18 protein-coding genes are annotated in these 19,735 nt (G+C 48.1%); 4 read left to right on the top strand and 14 right to left on the bottom strand.

Annotated elements, in window-relative coordinates; translation table 11 throughout:
- Window positions 1–343 precede the first annotated feature (343 nt).
- Together HP399_RS21400 and HP399_RS21405 are read right to left on the bottom strand one after the other, a co-directional pair.
- Window positions 344–1,867 carry a coproporphyrinogen III oxidase gene (locus HP399_RS21400; RefSeq protein WP_173618895.1) on the bottom strand — a complete coding sequence of 508 codons (1,524 nt, stop codon included), beginning with the start codon at window positions 1,865–1,867 and terminating at the stop codon, window positions 344–346.
- A gap of 95 nt (window positions 1,868–1,962) precedes the next feature.
- On the bottom strand, window positions 1,963–2,133 hold the full coding sequence (locus HP399_RS21405; RefSeq protein WP_173618896.1) for a hypothetical protein: 171 nt from the start codon (window positions 2,131–2,133) through the stop codon (window positions 1,963–1,965).
- 155 nt (window positions 2,134–2,288) lie between these two features.
- On the opposite strand from HP399_RS21405, the gene HP399_RS21410 reads away from it, so the two are divergent.
- Together HP399_RS21410 and HP399_RS21415 are read left to right on the top strand one after the other, a co-directional pair.
- Window positions 2,289–4,178 (top strand): N-acetylmuramoyl-L-alanine amidase family protein, encoded by a 1,890-nt coding sequence (locus HP399_RS21410; RefSeq protein ID WP_173618897.1) that lies wholly within the window; start codon window positions 2,289–2,291, stop codon window positions 4,176–4,178.
- 241 nt (window positions 4,179–4,419) lie between these two features.
- Window positions 4,420–4,914: a DinB family protein gene (locus HP399_RS21415; RefSeq protein ID WP_173619253.1), complete on the top strand. Its 495-nt coding sequence runs from the start codon at window positions 4,420–4,422 to the stop codon at window positions 4,912–4,914.
- 74 nt (window positions 4,915–4,988) lie between these two features.
- Here the strand turns inward: HP399_RS21415 and HP399_RS21420 are convergent, their stop codons facing one another.
- From HP399_RS21420 to HP399_RS21455, 8 genes are all read right to left on the bottom strand, one after another.
- The gene (locus HP399_RS21420; protein WP_173618898.1) at window positions 4,989–5,540 is read right to left on the bottom strand and encodes a short-chain dehydrogenase; all 552 of its coding nucleotides are present in this window, start codon (window positions 5,538–5,540) and stop codon (window positions 4,989–4,991) included.
- Window positions 5,541–5,564: 24 nt separating this feature from the next.
- A complete protein-coding gene (gene dtd, locus HP399_RS21425; RefSeq protein WP_173618899.1) occupies window positions 5,565–6,002 on the bottom strand; it encodes a D-aminoacyl-tRNA deacylase in 438 nt (145 codons plus the stop codon).
- Window positions 6,003–6,053: 51 nt separating this feature from the next.
- Window positions 6,054–8,225, bottom strand: a complete 2,172-nt coding sequence (locus tag HP399_RS21430; RefSeq protein WP_173618900.1) for a RelA/SpoT family protein — start codon at window positions 8,223–8,225, stop codon at window positions 6,054–6,056.
- 383 nt (window positions 8,226–8,608) lie between these two features.
- Window positions 8,609–9,121, bottom strand: a complete 513-nt coding sequence (locus tag HP399_RS21435; protein WP_017247577.1) for an adenine phosphoribosyltransferase — start codon at window positions 9,119–9,121, stop codon at window positions 8,609–8,611.
- 12 nt (window positions 9,122–9,133) lie between these two features.
- Window positions 9,134–11,482, bottom strand: coding sequence for a single-stranded-DNA-specific exonuclease RecJ (recJ, locus tag HP399_RS21440; protein WP_173618901.1), 2,349 nt, complete (start codon window positions 11,480–11,482; stop codon window positions 9,134–9,136).
- A 115-nt stretch (window positions 11,483–11,597) separates the two neighbouring features.
- Window positions 11,598–12,530 carry a protein translocase subunit SecF gene (gene secF / locus HP399_RS21445; RefSeq protein WP_173618902.1) on the bottom strand — a complete coding sequence of 311 codons (933 nt, stop codon included), beginning with the start codon at window positions 12,528–12,530 and terminating at the stop codon, window positions 11,598–11,600.
- Entirely contained in the window at window positions 12,520–13,755 is a 1,236-nt protein-coding gene (secD, locus tag HP399_RS21450; protein WP_173618903.1) for a protein translocase subunit SecD, read from the bottom strand. The genes secF and secD overlap by 11 nt, the downstream gene beginning before the upstream one ends.
- Window positions 13,756–13,929: 174 nt before the next feature.
- Window positions 13,930–14,166 (bottom strand): post-transcriptional regulator, encoded by a 237-nt coding sequence (locus HP399_RS21455; protein ID WP_106839329.1) that lies wholly within the window; start codon window positions 14,164–14,166, stop codon window positions 13,930–13,932.
- 87 nt (window positions 14,167–14,253) lie between these two features.
- Here HP399_RS21455 and spoVB point away from each other — a divergent pair, with 87 nt between their 5' ends.
- The gene (gene spoVB, locus HP399_RS21460; RefSeq protein ID WP_173618904.1) at window positions 14,254–15,840 is read left to right on the top strand and encodes a stage V sporulation protein B; all 1,587 of its coding nucleotides are present in this window, start codon (window positions 14,254–14,256) and stop codon (window positions 15,838–15,840) included.
- 3 nt (window positions 15,841–15,843) lie between these two features.
- Here the strand turns inward: spoVB and HP399_RS21465 are convergent, their stop codons facing one another.
- Together HP399_RS21465 and corA are read right to left on the bottom strand one after the other, a co-directional pair.
- The gene (locus tag HP399_RS21465; protein ID WP_173618905.1) at window positions 15,844–16,557 is read right to left on the bottom strand and encodes a DUF421 domain-containing protein; all 714 of its coding nucleotides are present in this window, start codon (window positions 16,555–16,557) and stop codon (window positions 15,844–15,846) included.
- Window positions 16,558–16,625: 68 nt separating this feature from the next.
- Window positions 16,626–17,603, bottom strand: coding sequence for a magnesium/cobalt transporter CorA (gene corA / locus HP399_RS21470; protein WP_106839332.1), 978 nt, complete (start codon window positions 17,601–17,603; stop codon window positions 16,626–16,628).
- A 130-nt stretch (window positions 17,604–17,733) separates the two neighbouring features.
- On the opposite strand from corA, the gene HP399_RS21475 reads away from it, so the two are divergent.
- On the top strand, window positions 17,734–18,150 hold the full coding sequence (locus HP399_RS21475; RefSeq protein WP_173618906.1) for a TIGR04086 family membrane protein: 417 nt from the start codon (window positions 17,734–17,736) through the stop codon (window positions 18,148–18,150).
- A gap of 50 nt (window positions 18,151–18,200) precedes the next feature.
- Here HP399_RS21475 and yajC read toward each other — a convergent pair whose 3' ends face one another.
- Window positions 18,201–18,521, bottom strand: coding sequence for a preprotein translocase subunit YajC (yajC, locus tag HP399_RS21480; RefSeq protein ID WP_173618907.1), 321 nt, complete (start codon window positions 18,519–18,521; stop codon window positions 18,201–18,203).
- Between the two features lie 18 nt (window positions 18,522–18,539).
- Window positions 18,540–19,670: a tRNA guanosine(34) transglycosylase Tgt gene (gene tgt / locus HP399_RS21485; protein ID WP_173618908.1), complete on the bottom strand. Its 1,131-nt coding sequence runs from the start codon at window positions 19,668–19,670 to the stop codon at window positions 18,540–18,542.
- Between the last annotated feature and the right edge of the window lie 65 nt (window positions 19,671–19,735).

A 19,735-nucleotide genomic window follows, 5' to 3' on the forward strand; every position in this document is an offset into this window, starting at 1 on the left:
ACTCCCGTGGTGCCACCCTGTTTGAATAGCCCTCCATCATAAAAAGGCTATCCCACTTATTAGCCGTTAACGCCGGCACACGCCTGCCAGTTACTGGGGAAAGAGATTTCTTTCAGCCGTTCACTGCGGTCTTCAGGGATGTCATTCACCAAGCCGTTATACGAAAGCACTCTCAGCCACGGCGCTTTCTCTCTGGGTATCCGGTTCCTAGATACTTGTTCCCGTCATCAGATCATTTCTTATTCAATAAAAAAGCTTAATGTGAATCATAGCAAACCCGCCAACAGCCGTCAACAGGCGCTCAAATAAAACTTTTTTTATTAATAACAAGTATATCCATCACTTACTTGCCAGATACCTGTCCAGCCGTTCTCGCACCCGAATAGATTTCATCCAAATCACGGAGCTTGTTTTCAACCAGAACCTTGTACGTGTCATTGTACGTTTTCGGGTCCTTCGGATTCGGAAAGCGCGTCAGCTTTCCGCTTCCTGGGGCCATCAGCTTGGATACTGCACCACATCCGAGACCAAGGATGGTTTGTACCTCTTCCATGATCATGATGTTGTAGATGCTGTCCTGCCCTGGCTTGGCATATCCGACATTCTCCAGATTTCCCAAAATGTTTTTCTGCCGATACAAATAGTATGGGTCATAGCCGTTCGCCGCTGTCCACTCGGAGGCCATCTCCATCATTTTGCTGATCTCATCCCGACTGGCGACCTTGTAGCGGTCTTTGTTCTGCGTCATTTCTGATGCTCTTTTAAAAGACAGCGTATGAACCGTCAGCGAGGCAGGCATTAGCTTTTCTACCTCTTGAAGGCTGTACGCCAGCTCGGCTACGCCTTCGTTTGGTAGCCCGATGATCAGGTCCATATTAATATTAGTCAAGCCCATCTCCATAGCCAGATGGTATTTCTCAATCGTCTCTTCGACGGTGTGATGACGTCCGATTGCCTGGAGCGTCTCCTGCGTGAACGACTGTGGATTAATGCTGATCCGATCCACTTCCCACTGCTTCATCACATCAAGCTTTTCGCGAGTGATCGTGTCGGGTCTTCCCGCCTCAACCGTCAGCTCGCGCACATCTCCCATGTGTGGAAATGAGCGATGCATCGTCTCAAACAGCTGGTTCATGTCATCCGCGGTAATACTCGTAGGAGTTCCGCCACCGAAATAAATGGACGTGATCCGCTGGTCATTCACGCGAAGCCACTCTCCCATCCGCTCCATCTCATAATGGAGACCTTCGAGAAACGGATTAACCGAAGCCGTATGACTGCGAATCGCGTAAGCAGGAAACGTACAGTACGCACACTTCGTCGGACAGAAGGGGATGCCGATATACACAGACAATTCGCGATCAATTTGATACAAATCAGGCACGACGTAGAGCTGCTTGTCTACGATTTCTTGCAAAAGCTTTAGCTTGTATGGACGCAAAATCACATCCTGCTGCAATCTCTTGTGTGCTTCCTGTCTGTCTACACCAGCGGCGTTCAACTGATGCAGCAGTTTCGTCGGGCGTATCCCGGTCAAAATACCCCAGCCTTGCTCCATGCCCGTGTATTCTTCCAGCATCAATAACAGCGCATAACAAAGAGCTTGCTTGGCCGTCTTTTTCATCGCTTTTTCATCACGTGCTACGTAGTCACGCTCCACCTGATGGGAAATGCTTCGTTTGCCATCGTATAGCTCTCCTGAAGCTACGACTCCATTTTCGTGCACAGTCAATGCCAGCTTGATTTTCAAATCAGCCTCACCTGTCCACTCGGGCACAAAAGTGAGCGCTGGGTCTTCATAAAATAACGCGAGAATTAAGGAGAGTTCCCGCTCGAATGCGTGTCCCTCACATATGATCTGTATCATGGAGTTCACCTGCTTTTTTCAAAAATGCCACTCCTCATCATAGCCGACGAGAATTACTCGGGTCAACTAGACAAGTTGTGGCATCGTGTGCAAGGTCACTTTCGTTTTTGCCGAGGGTGTTGGATATCCCGCAGGCCTGGATGAAAATCTTGGGCCATTTCTACATTTTGTAGTGACATTTCTTTCTCCAAATCGTCTTGAAAATCAACAGACAAAAACTGCCGATTCAATCCTTGCGCGAATGTTTCCTTCTTTGACTGTCTCACGATGAATTCCTCCTGAAAAGCTGCGTGCGCTAGCATCTAGTAAAATCTAGTATTGCCTTCCCTGATGAAAAGCAATCAGGGAATTCATGCAGAACTTTGTCGTATTTTGCAGGAAAAAGCAGGAGAAATAGCGAAGTGATTATTTTGGTAAAAACATGCAAGAGAGCAATGAATTCAAAAAGCTACGTATTTCGGAAAGGATGTCTATCGTGTTTGTTCGTCAAAAGATCCTGAGGAGTCTCCTGACTGTCGTCTGTGCCATTTCCCTCCCCGTTTCTGCAGCTTGGGCCGCCGGTTCTGTTCAGGTCACCGTGGACAAGCTCAACGTCCGTTCAGGTCCTAGCCTCCAAGACGCTATCGTCACTACACTGCCGAACAAAACCGTGCTGCCCGTCATCTCCACCAAAAATGACTGGATTCAGGTAAAGCTTCCGAACGGTCAAAACGGTTGGGTAGCGAACTGGCTCGTCAGCACACAGCAACAGCAACAGCAACCAGCAACTGCATCTGCCAAGCACGTGGAGAGCACCACAACGAATCTCAATGTTCGTTCTGGACCCGGTCAGACTTATGCAGTCGTACAAACAATCAATCCAGGTACGCGCTACCCCATCGTGCAACAGAGTGGCGAATGGTTCCAAATTCAACTCAACGCAGGAACAAAAGGCTGGGTAGCAAACTGGCTTGTAAAAGAAGTAGGTGCGGGACAAGCAGTTTCTCCTCCCTCTACTGGTAGCACACCCCCAACAACCAATCCTGCGGGCACAGGATCACAACCGAAGCCTCCTGCCGTACAAGGAGCCAGCCTAACCTTGGATTTCGCTCCGTACGTATACGCCACGCCAGATGCCAGTACACCTGCTATCGGTCAACTACATGCGGGCGAGAAAATCACGGTCTTGAACAGACAAAATGGTTGGATTCAATTTCCATACGACGGAGTCAACGCTTGGCTCTCCACCGATCAAACCAACCCTGACACAGGTCAACCGACTCTGCCCGAAAATGGAAATGGAAGCACGCAACCTCAGACTGGGCAACCATCTTCTTCAAGTCAAACCGCCACAGTAAAAACGGACGGATTGAATCTGCGCAGTGAACCGAACACAACCAGTGCCATTCAAGCTACACTTCCAGTCGGAAGCAAGCTAACTGTTTTGGAAAAACAAGGAGACTGGTACCGCATCAACACGGCGGCCGGAATAACTGGCTGGGTGGCAGGCTGGCACATTACGGTGAACCAACCAAGCATGCCTACTCCGAGTGGCCCATACGTGACGATCATGAATCCAGATACCAATGTTCGTTCTGGTCCGAGTACCGATCACAATGTTATCAAACAGGTACAGCCTGGCGAGAAATACGGGATTGCCAATAAATCAGGCGAGTGGTTCCAAGTAAACTTCCCTGACGGCTCCACAGGCTACATTGCTGGCTGGCTCGTTTCTGCTAATGGTGCGCCAGCTGTGGTACGCAGTAATGAACTTGTCGGCAAAGTCATCGTCGTCGATGCTGGTCATGGTGGTACAGATGGTGGTTCGACTGGGTCTAGCTTCTCTACTTTAGAGAAAACGGTCAATCTGCAAGTATCTATGCTCCTGCGAAACAAGCTGGAAGCCGCAGGTGCCAAGGTCATCATGACACGGGCTGATGATCGCAAACTGACCCTGCAACAGCGCGTCGACATCGCGATTCAAAATCAGGCTAATATTTTTGTCAGCGTCCATCATAATACGCATCCAAACTCAGCAACGAATGGCTCGATTATTTTCTACTACAGCCAAGGTAACTCTAGCAAGCTCGCCTCCCTGGTTCAAACGGAACTGGTGAAAGCGACTAGCTACAAGGATATGAACTATCGTTACGGAAACTATTTCGTTCTACGCGAAAACCCGGTGCCATCCATTTTGGCCGAGATCTCCTTCTTATCCAACTACAACGATGAGATTCGCGCACGTTCCGAGAAACAACAGGATCTTGCAGCGGAAGGTCTATTCAAAGGGATTGTCCAGTACTTTAATACACAAAGCAATCAGGGAGGCTGATCCCTCTCTTATAAAAAACCCCCATGCGAAAGAAGCTGGCTTAAGCTCTCTCATATGGGGATTTCTTTTATGGCGCACCCGATCGCATCAAGGCAAGTCAGGCAGGAATTCCAAGAGGATTTGCGAATATCATAAGGCATCGAAAGGAGTGATGACGGATGAAAATCAATCACAACATCAACAAACGCACGGTATGGACGCAGGTGATCACAAGTTAACCTTTGAAAATGGAGTGATTTCTATTAAAACGATGTTTGAGTACAATTGGATGGTTCGTGAAGAATGGCTGAAGTGGTGCGAGGATGTCCCAATGGAAGAATTGCTACGTGCGCGCATCGGTGGTGTCGGGTGTATTTTGCACACACTGTTCCATGTTATTGATGTAGAATGGAGCTGGATTCAAGTCATGCTGGGAAGGCCTGATTTTCAAGAAAGCTTCGACCTTCACAACCGGTTGGAAAAGGTTCGTGACCTGGAGGCGACTTTTCGCCCGGATGTGCTTCAATTTTTGCGCAATTGGGATGAAAGTATGGAAACAAGAGCCTTTCAGGACACGAAGCCAGACGGCAGTATCGCTACGTACACATGGGGTGAAATTATGCGGCACATGATCGCTCATGAAATCCACCATGTCGGGCAGCTATCGATATGGGCACGAGAAGTCGGGAAAAAGCCGATTTCCGCAAATCTGATCGGCAAAAATCTGATCCTCCCTGCAACCAATTTCATTCACTGACCCAATTTAGTACTGAAACGACAAAAAACGATTGCCGGATGCAATCGTTTTTGTTTTTGTCTTCGCTATCTGGATTAATACGTCGGGCGTTTTTCCCACGGCTCGACCTGACCGACGATTATTTGCCGTTCAGTTGCTTGCAGAGCGTCAATCACCCCAACCGCAATTTCATCATTCGTCAGCCAGCGGGAATGCTCACCTGTACATGTAAACCCGAGGACGACCCGCCGATATATACAAACTTCTGATGTAGGTTCTATTGGTGGATTCCTCCAAGCACCGCTCCCACACACATGCAGCAATTGCCAGTGCTTCTCAGGACACGACAGTTCTTCCACAATCACATAGAGTGCATGCGGTGCAGTCGAATGAATCCACGCGACAACCACATCCATCGGCCCTCTCTTCTCTACGAGCTCGGCCATAGCCTCCCGCAAGCTTTCTGTCTGGTGATAGTCTTGTGGCAGCATATGAAACGACTCTGGATGAGTTGAACCGTCTCTGACACTTCTTAATTTGACTGGATCACGGCCAAGCACGGTTACTTGATAACCTTGGCGAGCCAGCCAGCGGGAGACCTCTATAAGCATGCCACTCGCACCGATCACCAATGCTTCTTTGGCCATGTTTTCATCCCCCCATGGCTGTGTCTACGATTCCACAATCAGTGTGACAGGGCCATCATTTAACAGACGTACGTCCATCATTGCGCCAAAGCGTCCTGTTTCCACCTGGAGCCCTTTTTCACGCAGTTTGGCGTTAAACAGCTCGTACAGCGGTTCAGCCTGCTCTGGTCGTGCGGCAGCCATGAAGTTCGGCCTTCTGCCCTTTCTGCAATCGCCATACAGCGTAAATTGTGATACGGACAAAATTTGACCACCCTTATCTAAAACAGAGAAGTTCATTTTGCCTTCCTCGTCTTCAAAAATACGCAAGTTCGCAATTTTGTCTGCGACAAATTCTACTTCTTTTTCTGTGTCTTCATGCGTAATCCCTACCAGCAGCATTAAGCCCTGATCAATTTGTCCGACGATCTCTCCTGCCACGGTAACACTCGCTTCTCTCGTTCTTTGTACGACAACCCTCACACTGACTCATCCTTCCTGTTAGCTAAACAAGAACACCCAATCCACGAGGGATTAGGTGCTCAGTATCCGGCGAACCGAATAAATATCTTTGATGCGCTTGATGCGCTCTACTACTTTCAACAAATGATCCACATTGCTAATCGAAATGGTCATATGAATCGTTGCCACTCGGTTTTTATCGGACTTGCCACTGACAGCCGCAATGTTCGTCTTTGTCTCTGCCACAACCTGCAGTACATCGTTTAACAGTCCGCTCCGATCATTGCCCGTGATCTCGATCTCTACATGGAAATTATGTTTGAAATCGGTATCCCATTCGACATCAATTAGACGCTCTGTACATTCGTCTGTTAGTACGTTCGGACAGTCCAGTCGATGCACCGATACCCCACGACCTCTAGTAATGAAACCGATAATCTGGTCGCCTGGGACAGGTGTACAACAACGCGAAATACGGACGAGCAAATTATCCAAGCCACGGACTTTGACGCCAGACTCACTCTTGGCAGAATGATTTGCTGGATTCGGTTTGACCTCAGGAATGGTCGGGTTTTGTTCTTCGCGCTCCCGACGGAGTTTGTCTAGGAGACGAGTCGCAATTTGCGAAGCCGTAATGCCGCCATAGCCGACTGCGGCAAACATGTCTTCTGCCCCTTGGAAATTAAACCGGGCTGCCGCTTCCTTCAGGTTCGTTTCCGTCATCGCTTCTTTTACATCAAAGCTGCGCGACTTGATCTCCGCTTCCACCATCTGCTGACCTTTGGCGACGTTCTCTTCCCGCTTCTCTTTTTTAAACCACTGTTTAATTTTATTGCGAGCATGCGCGGATTTGGCCATCTTAAGCCAGTCCTGACTAGGCCCGTACGAATGCTTAGAGGTCAGGATTTCGACGATATCGCCTGTTTTCATCGCATAGTCGAGCGGGACAATCTTGCCGTTCACTTTGGCGCCAATCGTTCTGTTTCCTACCGCAGAGTGAATCCGATAGGAGAAGTCCAGCGGTACAGAGCCTTTTGGCAGCTCGACTACATCGCCTTTTGGCGTGAAGACGAAAACCGTATCGGAGAAAAGATCCTGCTTGAGACTCTCCATGAACTCTTGCGCGTTCGGAGCTTCTTCCGATCCACCTTCGATAATCTCCCGCAGACTACCCAGCTTCTCTGCAAACGAACCTTGCACGATGCTTTTGCCTTCCTTGTACGCCCAGTGAGCCGCGATCCCGATCTCAGCTGTCTGGTGCATATCCCACGTGCGGATTTGCACTTCCAATGGCTCACCTTTTGGCCCAATCACTGTAGTATGAAGAGATTGGTACATGTTCGTCTTTGGCATGGCAATGTAATCTTTGAATCTGCCTGGCATGGGCTTCCACAGTGTGTGCACGATACCGAGAACGGCATAACAGTCGCGGATGTCATTCACGATGATCCGCAACGCAAGCAGGTCATAAATCTCGTTGAACTGCTTATTTTGTCTCGTCATCTTTTTAAAGATGCTGTAGATATGCTTCGGACGTCCCGAAATTTCTGCCTCGATGTTTAACTCGCCCAGCTTTTCTCTGATCGTATCCGATGCTTCATTCAGGTAGGCTTCGCGCTCCACCCGTTTCTTTTGCATCAAATTCACAATCCGATAATACTGTTGCGGATTCAAATAGCGAAGCGCCGTATCTTCCAGTTCCCATTTGACGGAAGCGATCCCCAAGCGATGAGCAAGTGGCGCAAAGATTTCAAGCGTTTCATCGGAAATCTCGCGTTGCTTCTCCTCGGACATGTGCCGAAGCGTCCTCATGTTGTGCAGACGGTCTGCCAGCTTGATCATGATGACGCGGATGTCCTGTGCCATGGCAACCAGCATCTTGCGGTGGTTTTCGGCGAGCTGCTCTTCCTTGGACTTGTATTTAATTTTTTCCAGCTTGGTCACTCCATCTACCAGGAGAGCTACATCCGGTCCAAACTGTTCACGGAGATGGTCAAGCGTAATCTCAGTATCTTCCACGACATCATGCAAAAATCCAGCCGCAATCGTAACGGCATCCATGTGCAGGTTTGCAAGAATCCCCGCCACAGCGATTGGGTGCATAATGTAAGGAACGCCTGATTTGCGTATTTGCCCTTCATGCGCTTTTTCGGCAAGCTGATAGGCACGTGTAATCAGGTCCATATCCGATTGTGATAAATAGGTGCTTGCTTTTTTTACTATCTCATCAATGCCGGTAATCATAGTTCCCTTCCCTTATCCTCTCAGTAAAATAACCTCGTTCGAGGCCTTCTCACGGAGGAGCGACCGCATTATAGCGGAAAGTTTCACCGAAGTATTGCCGGAAGCAGACGCTGAGGCACTTCGTGATGCGCTCCGGAAAGTTTAAGCCTGGACGCATTTCGCACTGTGAAGCACTTGAACTTTCCTATACGTCTAGAAAACTTGGGCTTTGCCAAGCATTTTGGCGCAGGCGAAGGCTTACTTGCACGTATCATGTCTGTCTATTTCATCCTATTATCTTGTATGTCGTTCGTCTTGTAAAGCTGAATTCCCCTGTAAAGTATGTACAGCCCCAGAAAAAAGAAAAAAACGGGCATTTCACCCGTTTTTCCTTGTTGCATCAATTAATATTGAACCAGCGATTTGATAGGAATTTCACCTATTTTGCTACGTCCATCCAAGTAGGACAGTTCGATGAAGAAGGCTGCTCCTACTACTTTACCTCCGAGTTGCTCAATCAAATTGATTGTTGTCTCAATGGTTCCACCTGTCGCCAGCAAATCGTCTGCAATCAGAACACGCTGACCTGGTTGGATAGCATCTACGTGTACAGCCAGTGCATCTTTTCCATACTCCAGGTCGTAATCGGCCTTGATGGATTCATATGGCAGCTTGCCAGACTTGCGGATCGGTACAAAGCCAATTCCCATTTCGTACGACAATGGAGCACCGACTACGAATCCACGTGCTTCTGGACCCGCAATCACGTCTGCTTGTACTTCACGAGCGAAGACAGCCAAGTCTTGAATCGCTGCTTTGTAAGCAGGGCCATCCTTCAACAAAGTGGTGATGTCCTTAAAGCGAATACCTGGTTGTGGGAAATCTGGGATAACACGAATGTATTGTTTAAAATCCATGAAAAATTCCTCCTAAACGGTGGGTGGTTCCACCAATTGATGAAGCGCTTGAATCATTGCATCAGAAGAAGAGAGCAATAAATCCGTTGCAAGCTGTGTCTCTTCCTTCCAATTCGCGTAGAGCACAGAGCTCTCGAGTGGCCTTTTCGCAGAGTTGGCCTGGAGCGTGTACTGCTCGGCCTCTTCTACTAAAAACTCCAGCTCCATAAAGATGGCGATCATGCCGTCCAATAGATTTCTTTTCCATTGCAGCTTTTTGGCCAATGCATCCAAGTGGATTTTTTTAACAGTTGGCACCTGGACGAAAAACTGGTACAACTGTTTAAAATGATCGCGGCCCGGACAGGAAAGCCGCTCCATTCCTAAATCCGGATCACCAAACAAACAGTATATACGCTCCGCTTGTTTGAGCAAGACACGAACCACTTCCAATTCGGAACGACGCTTCGGCAAGTCATACAAAATCACGTTGGAAGAGGCTGTGATGTTCGTCCCCTCTCGACCAACCACGAACAAAGAATTCACCTGATCGCTAAACGCTTTCGCTGCCAGTGGCTCGTAGCTTTCCTCGCGAAACAGGATGGTCACCGAATTTGACTCCGCCATCACTTGCTGCCATTTCTCTATCTTGTCACGACTGCCACGCCAGTCAAACACTTGCTGGTGTCCAACAGACAAATCACGAATCGTCAGCTGAGGCTTTCGATTTCCGTTCCATTCGTTTACAGACACTTCACCCAATACGTGAAAACGTGCCTTTGGCGTTACTCTCTTTGTTACATGTGCCCAGTTGAAGCCAATTGCATCCAAAGAGGTGCCCGCTTTGTTCAACGTACACTTCAAATGATTGTCATCGCGCCCAATAGTGCGCATACCTTGTGTTTCTACTTCTTCTAACAAAACGAGCGGTGTTGGATTCCCCATTCCATATGGGGCAAGCTGTTCGAGTTGCTCCGCCGCGGTCAAACTGATCTCTTCCATGCTCATCGCAACGTCCACTTTGGTCATCGGCGTGAAGTCTTCAGTGGACAACCACTCCCCAGCGAGCTCGTTTAGTTTTTGGCGTAATAGATCGAGATTTTCTACAGGCAAGGTCATTCCCGCTGCCATTGTATGACCGCCATAGTGCGGTAGCCATTCCTTGCAAGCAGTCAGACCTTCATACATATCAAAACCTGCAATGCTTCTTGCCGAACCTTTTGCCGTTCCTTTTTCCGGATCAATGCCAAGCACAATCGTTGGACGGTAAAAAAGCTCGACCAAACGGGAAGCTACGATCCCTACCACGCCCACGTTCCAGCCTTCTTTAGCCAGAACGAGAACATTGTTCTGGTCAGGCGGATACAGCTCATTCACCATCTGTACAGCTTCCTCAGTCATCGCTGCGACAATTTCCTGACGTTCGCGGTTTAAGTCGTCCAGCGCCTGGGCACATTTCTCTGCTTCGTCCACATCCGAAGTCGTCAGCAATTTCACAGCGGATTCAGCCGTCTCCAGCCTTCCACTCGCATTCAGACGCGGTCCTAGCGCAAAGCCTACATGTCCCGCAGACAGCTCGGTATCGGCCAACCCACAAACTCGGATTAAGGCTTGCAGACCAAGGTTCCTTGTATGATTTAAGCGCTTTAATCCTGCTCGAGCAAGAATGCGATTTTCATCTACCAACGGCACCAGATCCGCTATCGTCCCCAATGCAGCCAAATCAGCCAAATGCAGTGGCGGTTCTTTCAGCAAGGCATGCCCCACTTTAAAGGCGACCCCCACTCCCGCCAACATATCAAACGGGTACGAACAGCCGGGCTTCTTGGGGTTAATCACAGCAAATGCCTCCGGGATGATTGCCGGAGGTTCGTGATGGTCGGTTACAATGACGTCAAGACCTAACTGGTTCGCGTACGCTACCTGCTCCACTGCACTAATCCCTGTATCGACAGTGATAATCAGCTTATAGCCGCTATGATGCAGATGCGCCAATGCGTCTTTATGTAACCCATACCCTTCTGTAAAACGGTTGGGAATGTAGTAGTCAAAAACAGCGCCGAGTTGGCGCAGTAGATGTACCATTAGCGATGTGGAGCTAACCCCATCGGCGTCGTAATCGCCGTATATGCAAATCGGTTCTTGCTTTTGAATGGCTTGTTGAATGCGATGCACGCTTTGTTCCATTCCATCCAGCAAGAAAGGGTCATGAAACAATTCTGGACCAGCTTGCAAAAAATCACGAGCCTTTTGTGATGTGTCAATGCCACGTATCACCAATAGCTTGGATACGAGCGGAGTAAGCTGGCAATCTGCGGCAATAGTAGCAGCAAGCTGCTCATCATAGGTGGCCAGTTTCCAGCGTGTTTTCGCTTTCAGCATGGGCTTTCCTCCAATCCTCATTCATTATAGTGGATGGAGCACAAGCCTGACAATAGTGAGGCTTTCTCCGGTAAAAAAAGGAGAAAACCGCGGGAATATCCCCACGGCTTTCGGATTAGCTTTCGTTTGGAGCTGTTGAAAAGCGCTTCTTGTTCATTTCTCTCTTTTTCAAAGAGACCCAGATTTGCGCAGCGATAAAGATCGAAGAGTAGGAACCACTGAGCAATCCGAAAATCAGTACGAGGGAGAAGTTGCGAATCCCTTCGCTTCCCAAGAACACAATCGCAACGGCTGTCGCCAAAACGGTTACCACGGTAAAGACAGAGCGGCGCATTGTCTGCCACAAGCTCACGTTTACCAGGTGTTCCAGGTCTTCAATTGTCTTGGTCTTCATCACGCGTTCATTTTCACGGATACGGTCAAAAATAACAATCGTATCGTTCAACGAATAACCAACAATCGTCAAGATCGCTGCGATAAAGGTCAAGTCAACCTCGAGTCGAAACACGGAAAACAACGCAATCGGGATAAATACGTCATGCAGGAGAGCAATCGCACACGCGACCCCGATCAAGAACTGGAAGCGGAACGCTACGTAGATGGCAATCCCAAGTGCAGCGAACAAAATTGCAAAACCCGCATTGCGTACCAATTCTTGTGCAATAATCGGATCAACTGTAGACTCTTGCTTGGTTACCTGATCACCATACTTGGCTATCAATGCCTGTTCAATCTCCGCCAGCTTTTCCGGTGGAATGGTTTCTTCAAAGCGTGTAAAAGCCTGTTTTTCCCCATATGCTGTCACATCAGAAAAAGATGTCTCTGGTAGCTTTTCCCGGACGATCGCATCAATATCAGTCGTCGAGAACTCTTTCCCGATATACATATCCAGACGTGTACCTGCTTTAAAATCAACCCCGAGATTCAACCCAAGAGTGAACATGGACAACAGGCCCAACGCAAGAATAATCCATGAAATCACAAAAAACTTCTTACGGTTTTTTACAATGTTGTACTTATCAGCGTACTCTAGTGCTCTATAACTCACCAATTTCACTCTCCTTTACCCCGAACCAAGACGGCTTCTTGAATAGGTTCGTACGGATCAACAAGCCGAGGAGGAAACGAGAGGCAAAAACGTTTGTAAAAATACTTACGATCGTTGTCAGCATCGAGATAATCGCAAAGCCCTGGATAGAGCTAGTCCCGAAGAAATACAATACCACAGCTGCGATCATAGCCGTAACCTGTGCATCCAAAATGGTGACCAAGGAACGTCGTTCACCTGCACGGAATGCAGATAGAATCGTCTTACCGGAACGAATCTCTTCCTGAATACGTTCGTAGGTAATAATATTCGCGTCCACGGCCATCCCGATTCCCAAAATGAAACCGGCAATCCCTGGCAGTGTAAGCGTCGCATCCATCCAATCAAGGAATAGCAAGGAGAGATAGATGAAAGCTACCAGTGTAATATTGGCGACCAGCCCTGGCAAACGATAAACCACCAACATGAATATAAGGATAAATGCTCCACCTATATATCCTGCATACAAGGTTTTCTCCAAGGACATCGCACCAAGTGTAGCGCCTACAGATGTTACCTGTTTCTCAATCAGTTTCGCCGGCATCGCACCGGAGTTAAGTAAGTCAGCCAATTCTTGAGCCGATTCTTGCGTATAGTCACCGGTAATTTGTGCACTACCACCGGAAATGACAGACTGAATCGTCGGACTGGTCTGCATGGTTTCATCTAGGAAGATTCCCATTGGCTTACCAAGATTTGCACGAGTCACGTCTTCTAGAAGTTTCGGTTCTTTAAATTTGACGGTAACCAACGGTCTTTTCAGTTCGTCGTAACCGACTGCTGCTCCACCCGGAGCCAAATCGCTACCTTTCATCATTACCTTGCCTTCTACGTCACGGAACGTAAGTACGGCTGGCTTGCCGATCAACTCGCGAAGCTTTTCCTGATCAGCATCATGGGAGGCAATCCTCACACGGATTCGGTCCGGCAGCTCGACGTTTACCTCTGGTTCAGTAACGCCACCGATATTCACCCGTTTTTCAACCATTTGCGCTGTTGCAGCCAATAATGTTGTATCGACCTTTTGTCCTTCATTCAAGGGCTCTACCTGGTACAAAATTTCAAAGCCGCCCTTCAAATCCAATCCTAGTGTGATATTGCTTGCTACTTGTCCAGTCGTGGTAAACAGACCGCCCAACAAGCCCACCACAACCAGGAACAATACAAGCCTGCTCCATTTAATCATGTAATACCCCTCTTTCCTAGCCGTGCCTCGTCGTCGACACGAAAACCAATATGCCCATTATAGCGAAGTAAGAAAAAACGTGTCAATTCATGCTGGAAAAGCGAACCATGGTAACCAACCCCTTATCTGCAATCCGCATTTTTACCTATACGATTTAGATAAGAAGAAGTTTCACTAAGAATTTTTGTACATTTGAATCATGAGGTAATTCATATACTTGTTTGGCTTCAATGACAAAATGTCGTTGACAAGCTGGTGTATCGGCGGCATTTCTTTGTAGCCGTTCGTGACACATTCCCAAACGTCCTCAGCTGCCACATTGTCGTACCCCAAAAGAGCAAATTCCTCTGCCTTGCTTACACAAAGACTTGCGACTTGCCCATACCATTCCTGTTTTTGCGCTTGGTCCATCCCAATTTCCCCCTCAAAGTAGTCATGCCGACAGCGGCACGTCCATATTCTTTACTGAGTGAATTTATCCTTGCAAAGGAGCCTTCCATGAAACAATCCTTCTTTTACGGAACGGTCATCCTCATTATTGCTGGTGGCATTACCAAAGTGTTTGGCTTTGCTCACAGGATCGTGTTGTCGCGCATTATCGGAGCGGAAGGAATGGGGCTTTATCAGATGGTTGTGCCCCTTTTATACTTTCTGATTACTGTGACGACATTCGGACTTCCGGTTGCCATTGCAAAGAAAGTGGCAGAGACGGAAGCGGCTAATAATCCGCGACTGACTCGCCGGTTTCTGTTAGTAGCCTTGTCGGTCACAGGCGGGATTAGCCTCGTCATCTGTGTCCTGCTCCTCTTGTTCTCCCAATGGATTGCAGGAATGCTATTCGCGGACCCTCGTGCACACATTGTACTGCTTGCGGCCATACCGGTCATCCCGATTTCCGGTATTTCTCTTGTCCTGCGAGGATACTTCCAAGGCAAGCAAAACATGATCCCTACTGCGGTCTCTCAGCTTGTGGAGCAAGTCGTCCGCATGGCACTGGTCGTTGTCATGACGATGTCATTTCTTTCGGCAGGCATTGAGTACGCCACAGCAGGTGCTGTCGCCAGCATTATTTTTGGAGAAGCCGCCGGACTCTTGTACATTCTCTGGCAGTATCGCAAAGGCAGCAAAAAAGCAGCAGCTCAGCTTCTGGATAAGCCCCTGCTCATGACGGTTTCAGCTAGCAAAAAGAGCTTGTCGCAACTCATCCACGTCGCACTCCCTGTAACGCTAAGTCGCATCATCGGCTCCATTGCTTACGTGCTAGAGCCTATGCTCGTACCGTACGCGCTCGTCATTGCTGGTTTTACCACCTCGACGGCTACTGGTTTGTACGGACAATTTGCCGGGATGGCCGTTCCTTTGTTGCTTTTTCCCACTTTTTTAACGTATTCCTTGTCCGTTTCCCTCGTTCCTGCCGTGGCGGAAGCGGCCTATCAAAAAAATGCTCCACTCGTGCATCGCCGCATTTATCAAGCCATGCGGATTACACTCGTCATCGGAGCACCTTGTACCGTCTTGCTCACCATTTTTGCAGAACCTTTATGTGTCCTGCTCTACGGCAATGAGTATCGGGAGGTTGGCGTGCTGCTAAAAGAGCTGGCACCGTTCTCCGTCTTCCTGTTTTTCCAAGCACCGCTTGCAGCCGCCTTGCAAGGCCTCGATTACGCCCAGGTCGTCTTTCGAAATACGTTGATCAGTGCCATCATCAAAACTGTCGCCATGTTTTTTTTCACGGCACATCCAGCATTCGGCATTCATGGCGCTGTCATTGCTCTTAATATCGGCATTACACTTGGAACATTATTGCATTTTGCTAGCCTGATCAAAAAAATTGGTTTTACGGTCGACCTTCGGGAATTCAGCAAAATCGCGATCGCCATGCTACTCATGGGTTATTCCGGTTCCTACATTGCCAAGCATTGGTTTATGGACGTATCGATTGGACAGCTATTGACTGCAAGCACCTTCATTAGCACCTTGCTGTACTTTGTCCTACTCGTCGCCATGCGCGTTTTGGGCAAGCAAGACGTGCGTCGCATTCCGTGGATTGGCGAACAACTCGCCGTGTTCTTCCCTCGCCGCTAGCGCTTATTGCAGCGGCTTGTCTTTTTTGTCCAAATACATGATGCCACGTTCGTCAATGCTGCAAAAAGAAACTTCTCGAATGTCTTTGATTCCGTATTTGCGGATTTCTCGTTTCAGCCAAAGCTGGTTTTGTCCGATCTTGTTCAGTGCCTCCGTTCTCACTTTGCCATCGAGAATCAGAGGGATGGGCAGACCTTTGTACGAGACAGGACCGACTTGTGGCTTCTTCATCAACGATAAATCTTCCCTCGTAACCTTTTCTTTTTGCTCCTTTAAAAACACACTCATCTGTCCGGTTGGCTCCAACAACGCAAATTCAACATCGGCAATGTTTTTTACGTCTTTTTGCCGTAGATGTACCATCAAATCATCCATGTTCAAGCGATTGCGACGCATCGCCTGCTCCCTGATTTGCCCATTTTCTATAATCAAATCGGCAGAGCCGTCCACTGTATCGCGGAATTTCTTGCTCTTTAATGACAGATAAGCGAAGGCGACTTCCAATAAGGCAATTAACAGCATCGGCAAATAAAATCGAAGAGCAGGCTTATCGACATCCTCAATCGCTAATGCAGCCATTTCTGCAAGCATGATCGAGATGACTACATCAAAAACGGACAGCTTTCCCAATTCCCGCTTTCCCATCAACCGTACTAAGATCAGGAGGAAAAAATACGAGAAAAGGGTGCGAAGTAACACCATTGTAAGATTATCCACTTACGCTGCCCCCCAAAGAACATTTGATACTAGTGTTCAACAGGGGGCAGGGAAAGTATTAGCACCAATTACAGCCACTTTCGCTTGCGGAAAATGTGAAGCATAGTAAACGTCATGGCTAGCATAATCACGAGTGCCACGATCAGCATATACGGTTCGGCTTCTTCACCCAGCCATGCAAAAGTATTCATCCCGAATAGTCCGGTGATAAATGTCAACGGAAGGATGATCGTAGAGATGATCGTAAGAACCCGCATCGTCTCCGTTGTTTTGGCGCTAATGATGGTGTAGTACGTATCCAACGCACCGTTAACCAGATCACGGAAGGTTTCCGTTGAATCCGAAATCCGCTCCAAGTGGTCTGTTAGGTCGGTGTAGAACGGAACGTTTTCCTCGGAAATATCGAAGGAGTAACGGCCGTTGACGTTCGCGAAAATTCTTTTTTGTGGCATGATCACACGCCTGATTAAAATAATCGTTCGCTTCAACGCCAGGAACTCTTCGGTAATTTCCTCCATCTGATGTTCATAAATCTCGTCCTCCAACTCGTCAATCCGCACACTAATCCGATCAATAATGGGAAAATATTCATCGGTAATCCCGTCTACAATGGCATACAGCAAATAGTCAGGACCTCTGTTCAAGTAAGAAATGTTGCGGTGACACATGGCAGCGATCCGACCGATGGTATTCATCGGAGACTTGTGGATCGTCACGATGTAGTTAGGACCGAGAAAAACGTTCAGTTCTACCGTTGTGATCTCGTCATCGCTTTCTTCATTGTAACGCAGGGCGTGAAAAACGAAGAAATAGTAGTCATCGTACTTGTCTACCTTGGCACGTGGACTGACGTGCAGGCAGTCCTCAATTGCCAGCGGGTGAAAGTCGAAAATCTTGGCAATATAGGGCAGTTCATTGTTTCCCACATCATACAGATCGATCCAGAGTAGATCCTCTGGTGATTTCAGCCATTGATCCTTCGTTGCCAGATCAACATCGTGAAACATCTTCTGTTCAGAGTGGTTATAAAAGTACGTTTTGATCAATCTTCCTCACCCCCGTCTCGTTCCCCATCCATCATACGAAAATTCCTATCAATGTTCAACGCGAAGATGAATACGTGAGCCAAGCCTCTCATATAGATGTACAAACACTTCCAATAAGGGGGTACATACCGTGCGAAGTGCATCTACCTCAGTACTGACAGGTCTATTGTATACGACATGTCTCGTTTTAATTGGAGCTTTGCTCGCGACCTTGCTCCTTAGCTTCACCTCGATACGGGAAGGCACACTGCCCTATTTTACGTACGTGATCAATGCCATCGCCCTCTTGATCGGGGGATTCGTTACTGGACGTCGGTGCGGCGGCAGGGGCTGGTACTACGGCGGACTTACCGGACTCACTTACTTCCTTTTCATCCTCTTAATCGGCTTCCTCGGCTTTAACGCCCCGATGCAATGGGGGGCCTTCCTGTTCTTGTTCGGCGCTTTTGGAGTGGCTGCCTTAGGTGGGATTCTCGGCGTGAATTCGGCCAATTCCAACAACAAGCATAAAGGCGGTAAACCTAAAGTTATCAAGCCTCGCCGCTAAAGCAAGACAGAAAAAAAGCAGGTGGATGACCCACCTGCTTTTCGCATGTATTATTTGGATTCTTCTTTTGTTTCTTCGCTCTTCGCTGGTTCACTCTTTGCTGGTTCGTTGCTGGAAGAAACCACGCTGTTGATCGCACCACGATCGAACGTAACGTTTACGTTGTGAGCAATACGCAAAGTGATAGTATCATCAGACAGGTCTTGGATCGTTCCATGCACTCCACCGATTGTTACGATCTTGTCGCCTTTTTTAATAGCTGCAAGCATAGCGTTGCGTTGTTTTGCCTTCTTTTGTTGCGGACGAATCAGCAAGAAGTAAAAAATCGCAAACATGATGATAATCGGTAAAAACTGAGTTAAGCCATCCATGAAAAAAATCCCCCTCGATTAAAAAGATCTATCTTCACCCAAACCATATTGAGCGAAAAACTGGTCGCGGAAATCTTGCAAGCGGTCTTCGGCAATCGCCTGACGCACCTGTTCCATTAACTTCACCAAGAAGTGCAGGTTATGGTAGGTAGTTAATCGGATACCAAAAGTTTCCTCCGACTTGACCAGATGTCGGATGTAAGCACGTGTGTAATTTTTGCAGGTGTAGCAATCGCAATTTGGATCAAGCGGGGTAAAGTCGCGCGCGTATTTTGCATTGCGGATGACCAGTCTTCCCTGGCTTGTCATGCATGTCCCATTGCGGGCAATTCTTGTCGGCAACACACAATCAAACATGTCGATGCCGCGGATCGCTCCCTCGATAAGAGCATCAGGTGAACCAACCCCCATCAAATAGCGGGCTTTGCTTGTCGGAAGCAATGGAACGGTATGCTCCAGCACTTCATACATCAAAGGAAACGGTTCTCCCACGCTCAAACCACCGATCGCGTATCCTGGGAAATCCATGGAAACGAGATCGCGTGCACTTTGTGCGCGCAAATCGTTGAACATGCCACCCTGAACGATTCCAAACAACGCTTGTTCGTTTGGACGAGTATGCGCCTTCAGGCAACGCTCTGCCCAGCGGGTTGTTCGCTCCATTGATTTTTTTACGTAATCGTACTCCGCAGGATAAGGAGCACATTCATCGAATGCCATGAAAATATCGGCACCCAACGCGTTTTGAATCTGTGTAGCCTCTTCAGGACCAATAAACAGCTTTTCGCCGTTTAGGTGGGAACGGAAGGATACTCCTTCCTCCGTGATCTTGCGGAGGTTACTAAGGCTAAATACTTGAAAACCGCCGGAATCAGTCAGAATCGCACGGTCCCAATTCATAAAGCCGTGCAGTCCACCTGCCTCACGAACAATTTCATGCCCTGGACGTAGAAACAAATGGTACGTATTACTGAGGATGATGCCCGCGCCTAACGCTTTTAACTCCTCCGGGCTCATCGTCTTTACTGTCGCTTGTGTACCGACAGGCATAAAGACAGGGGTGTCAATCGTCCCATGAGGGGTATGTAACTTACCGAGACGTGCACCAGTTTGTTTGCATGTTTTGATTAACTCGTAGCGTACAGCCAAATCTTTGCACTCCTCAAGCTATGTATGTAAGTCTTACCTATTATAGAAAAACTTCTGGATGAAGT

This window comes from Brevibacillus sp. DP1.3A (genome assembly GCF_013284245.2).
Classification (GTDB): domain Bacteria; phylum Bacillota; class Bacilli; order Brevibacillales; family Brevibacillaceae; genus Brevibacillus.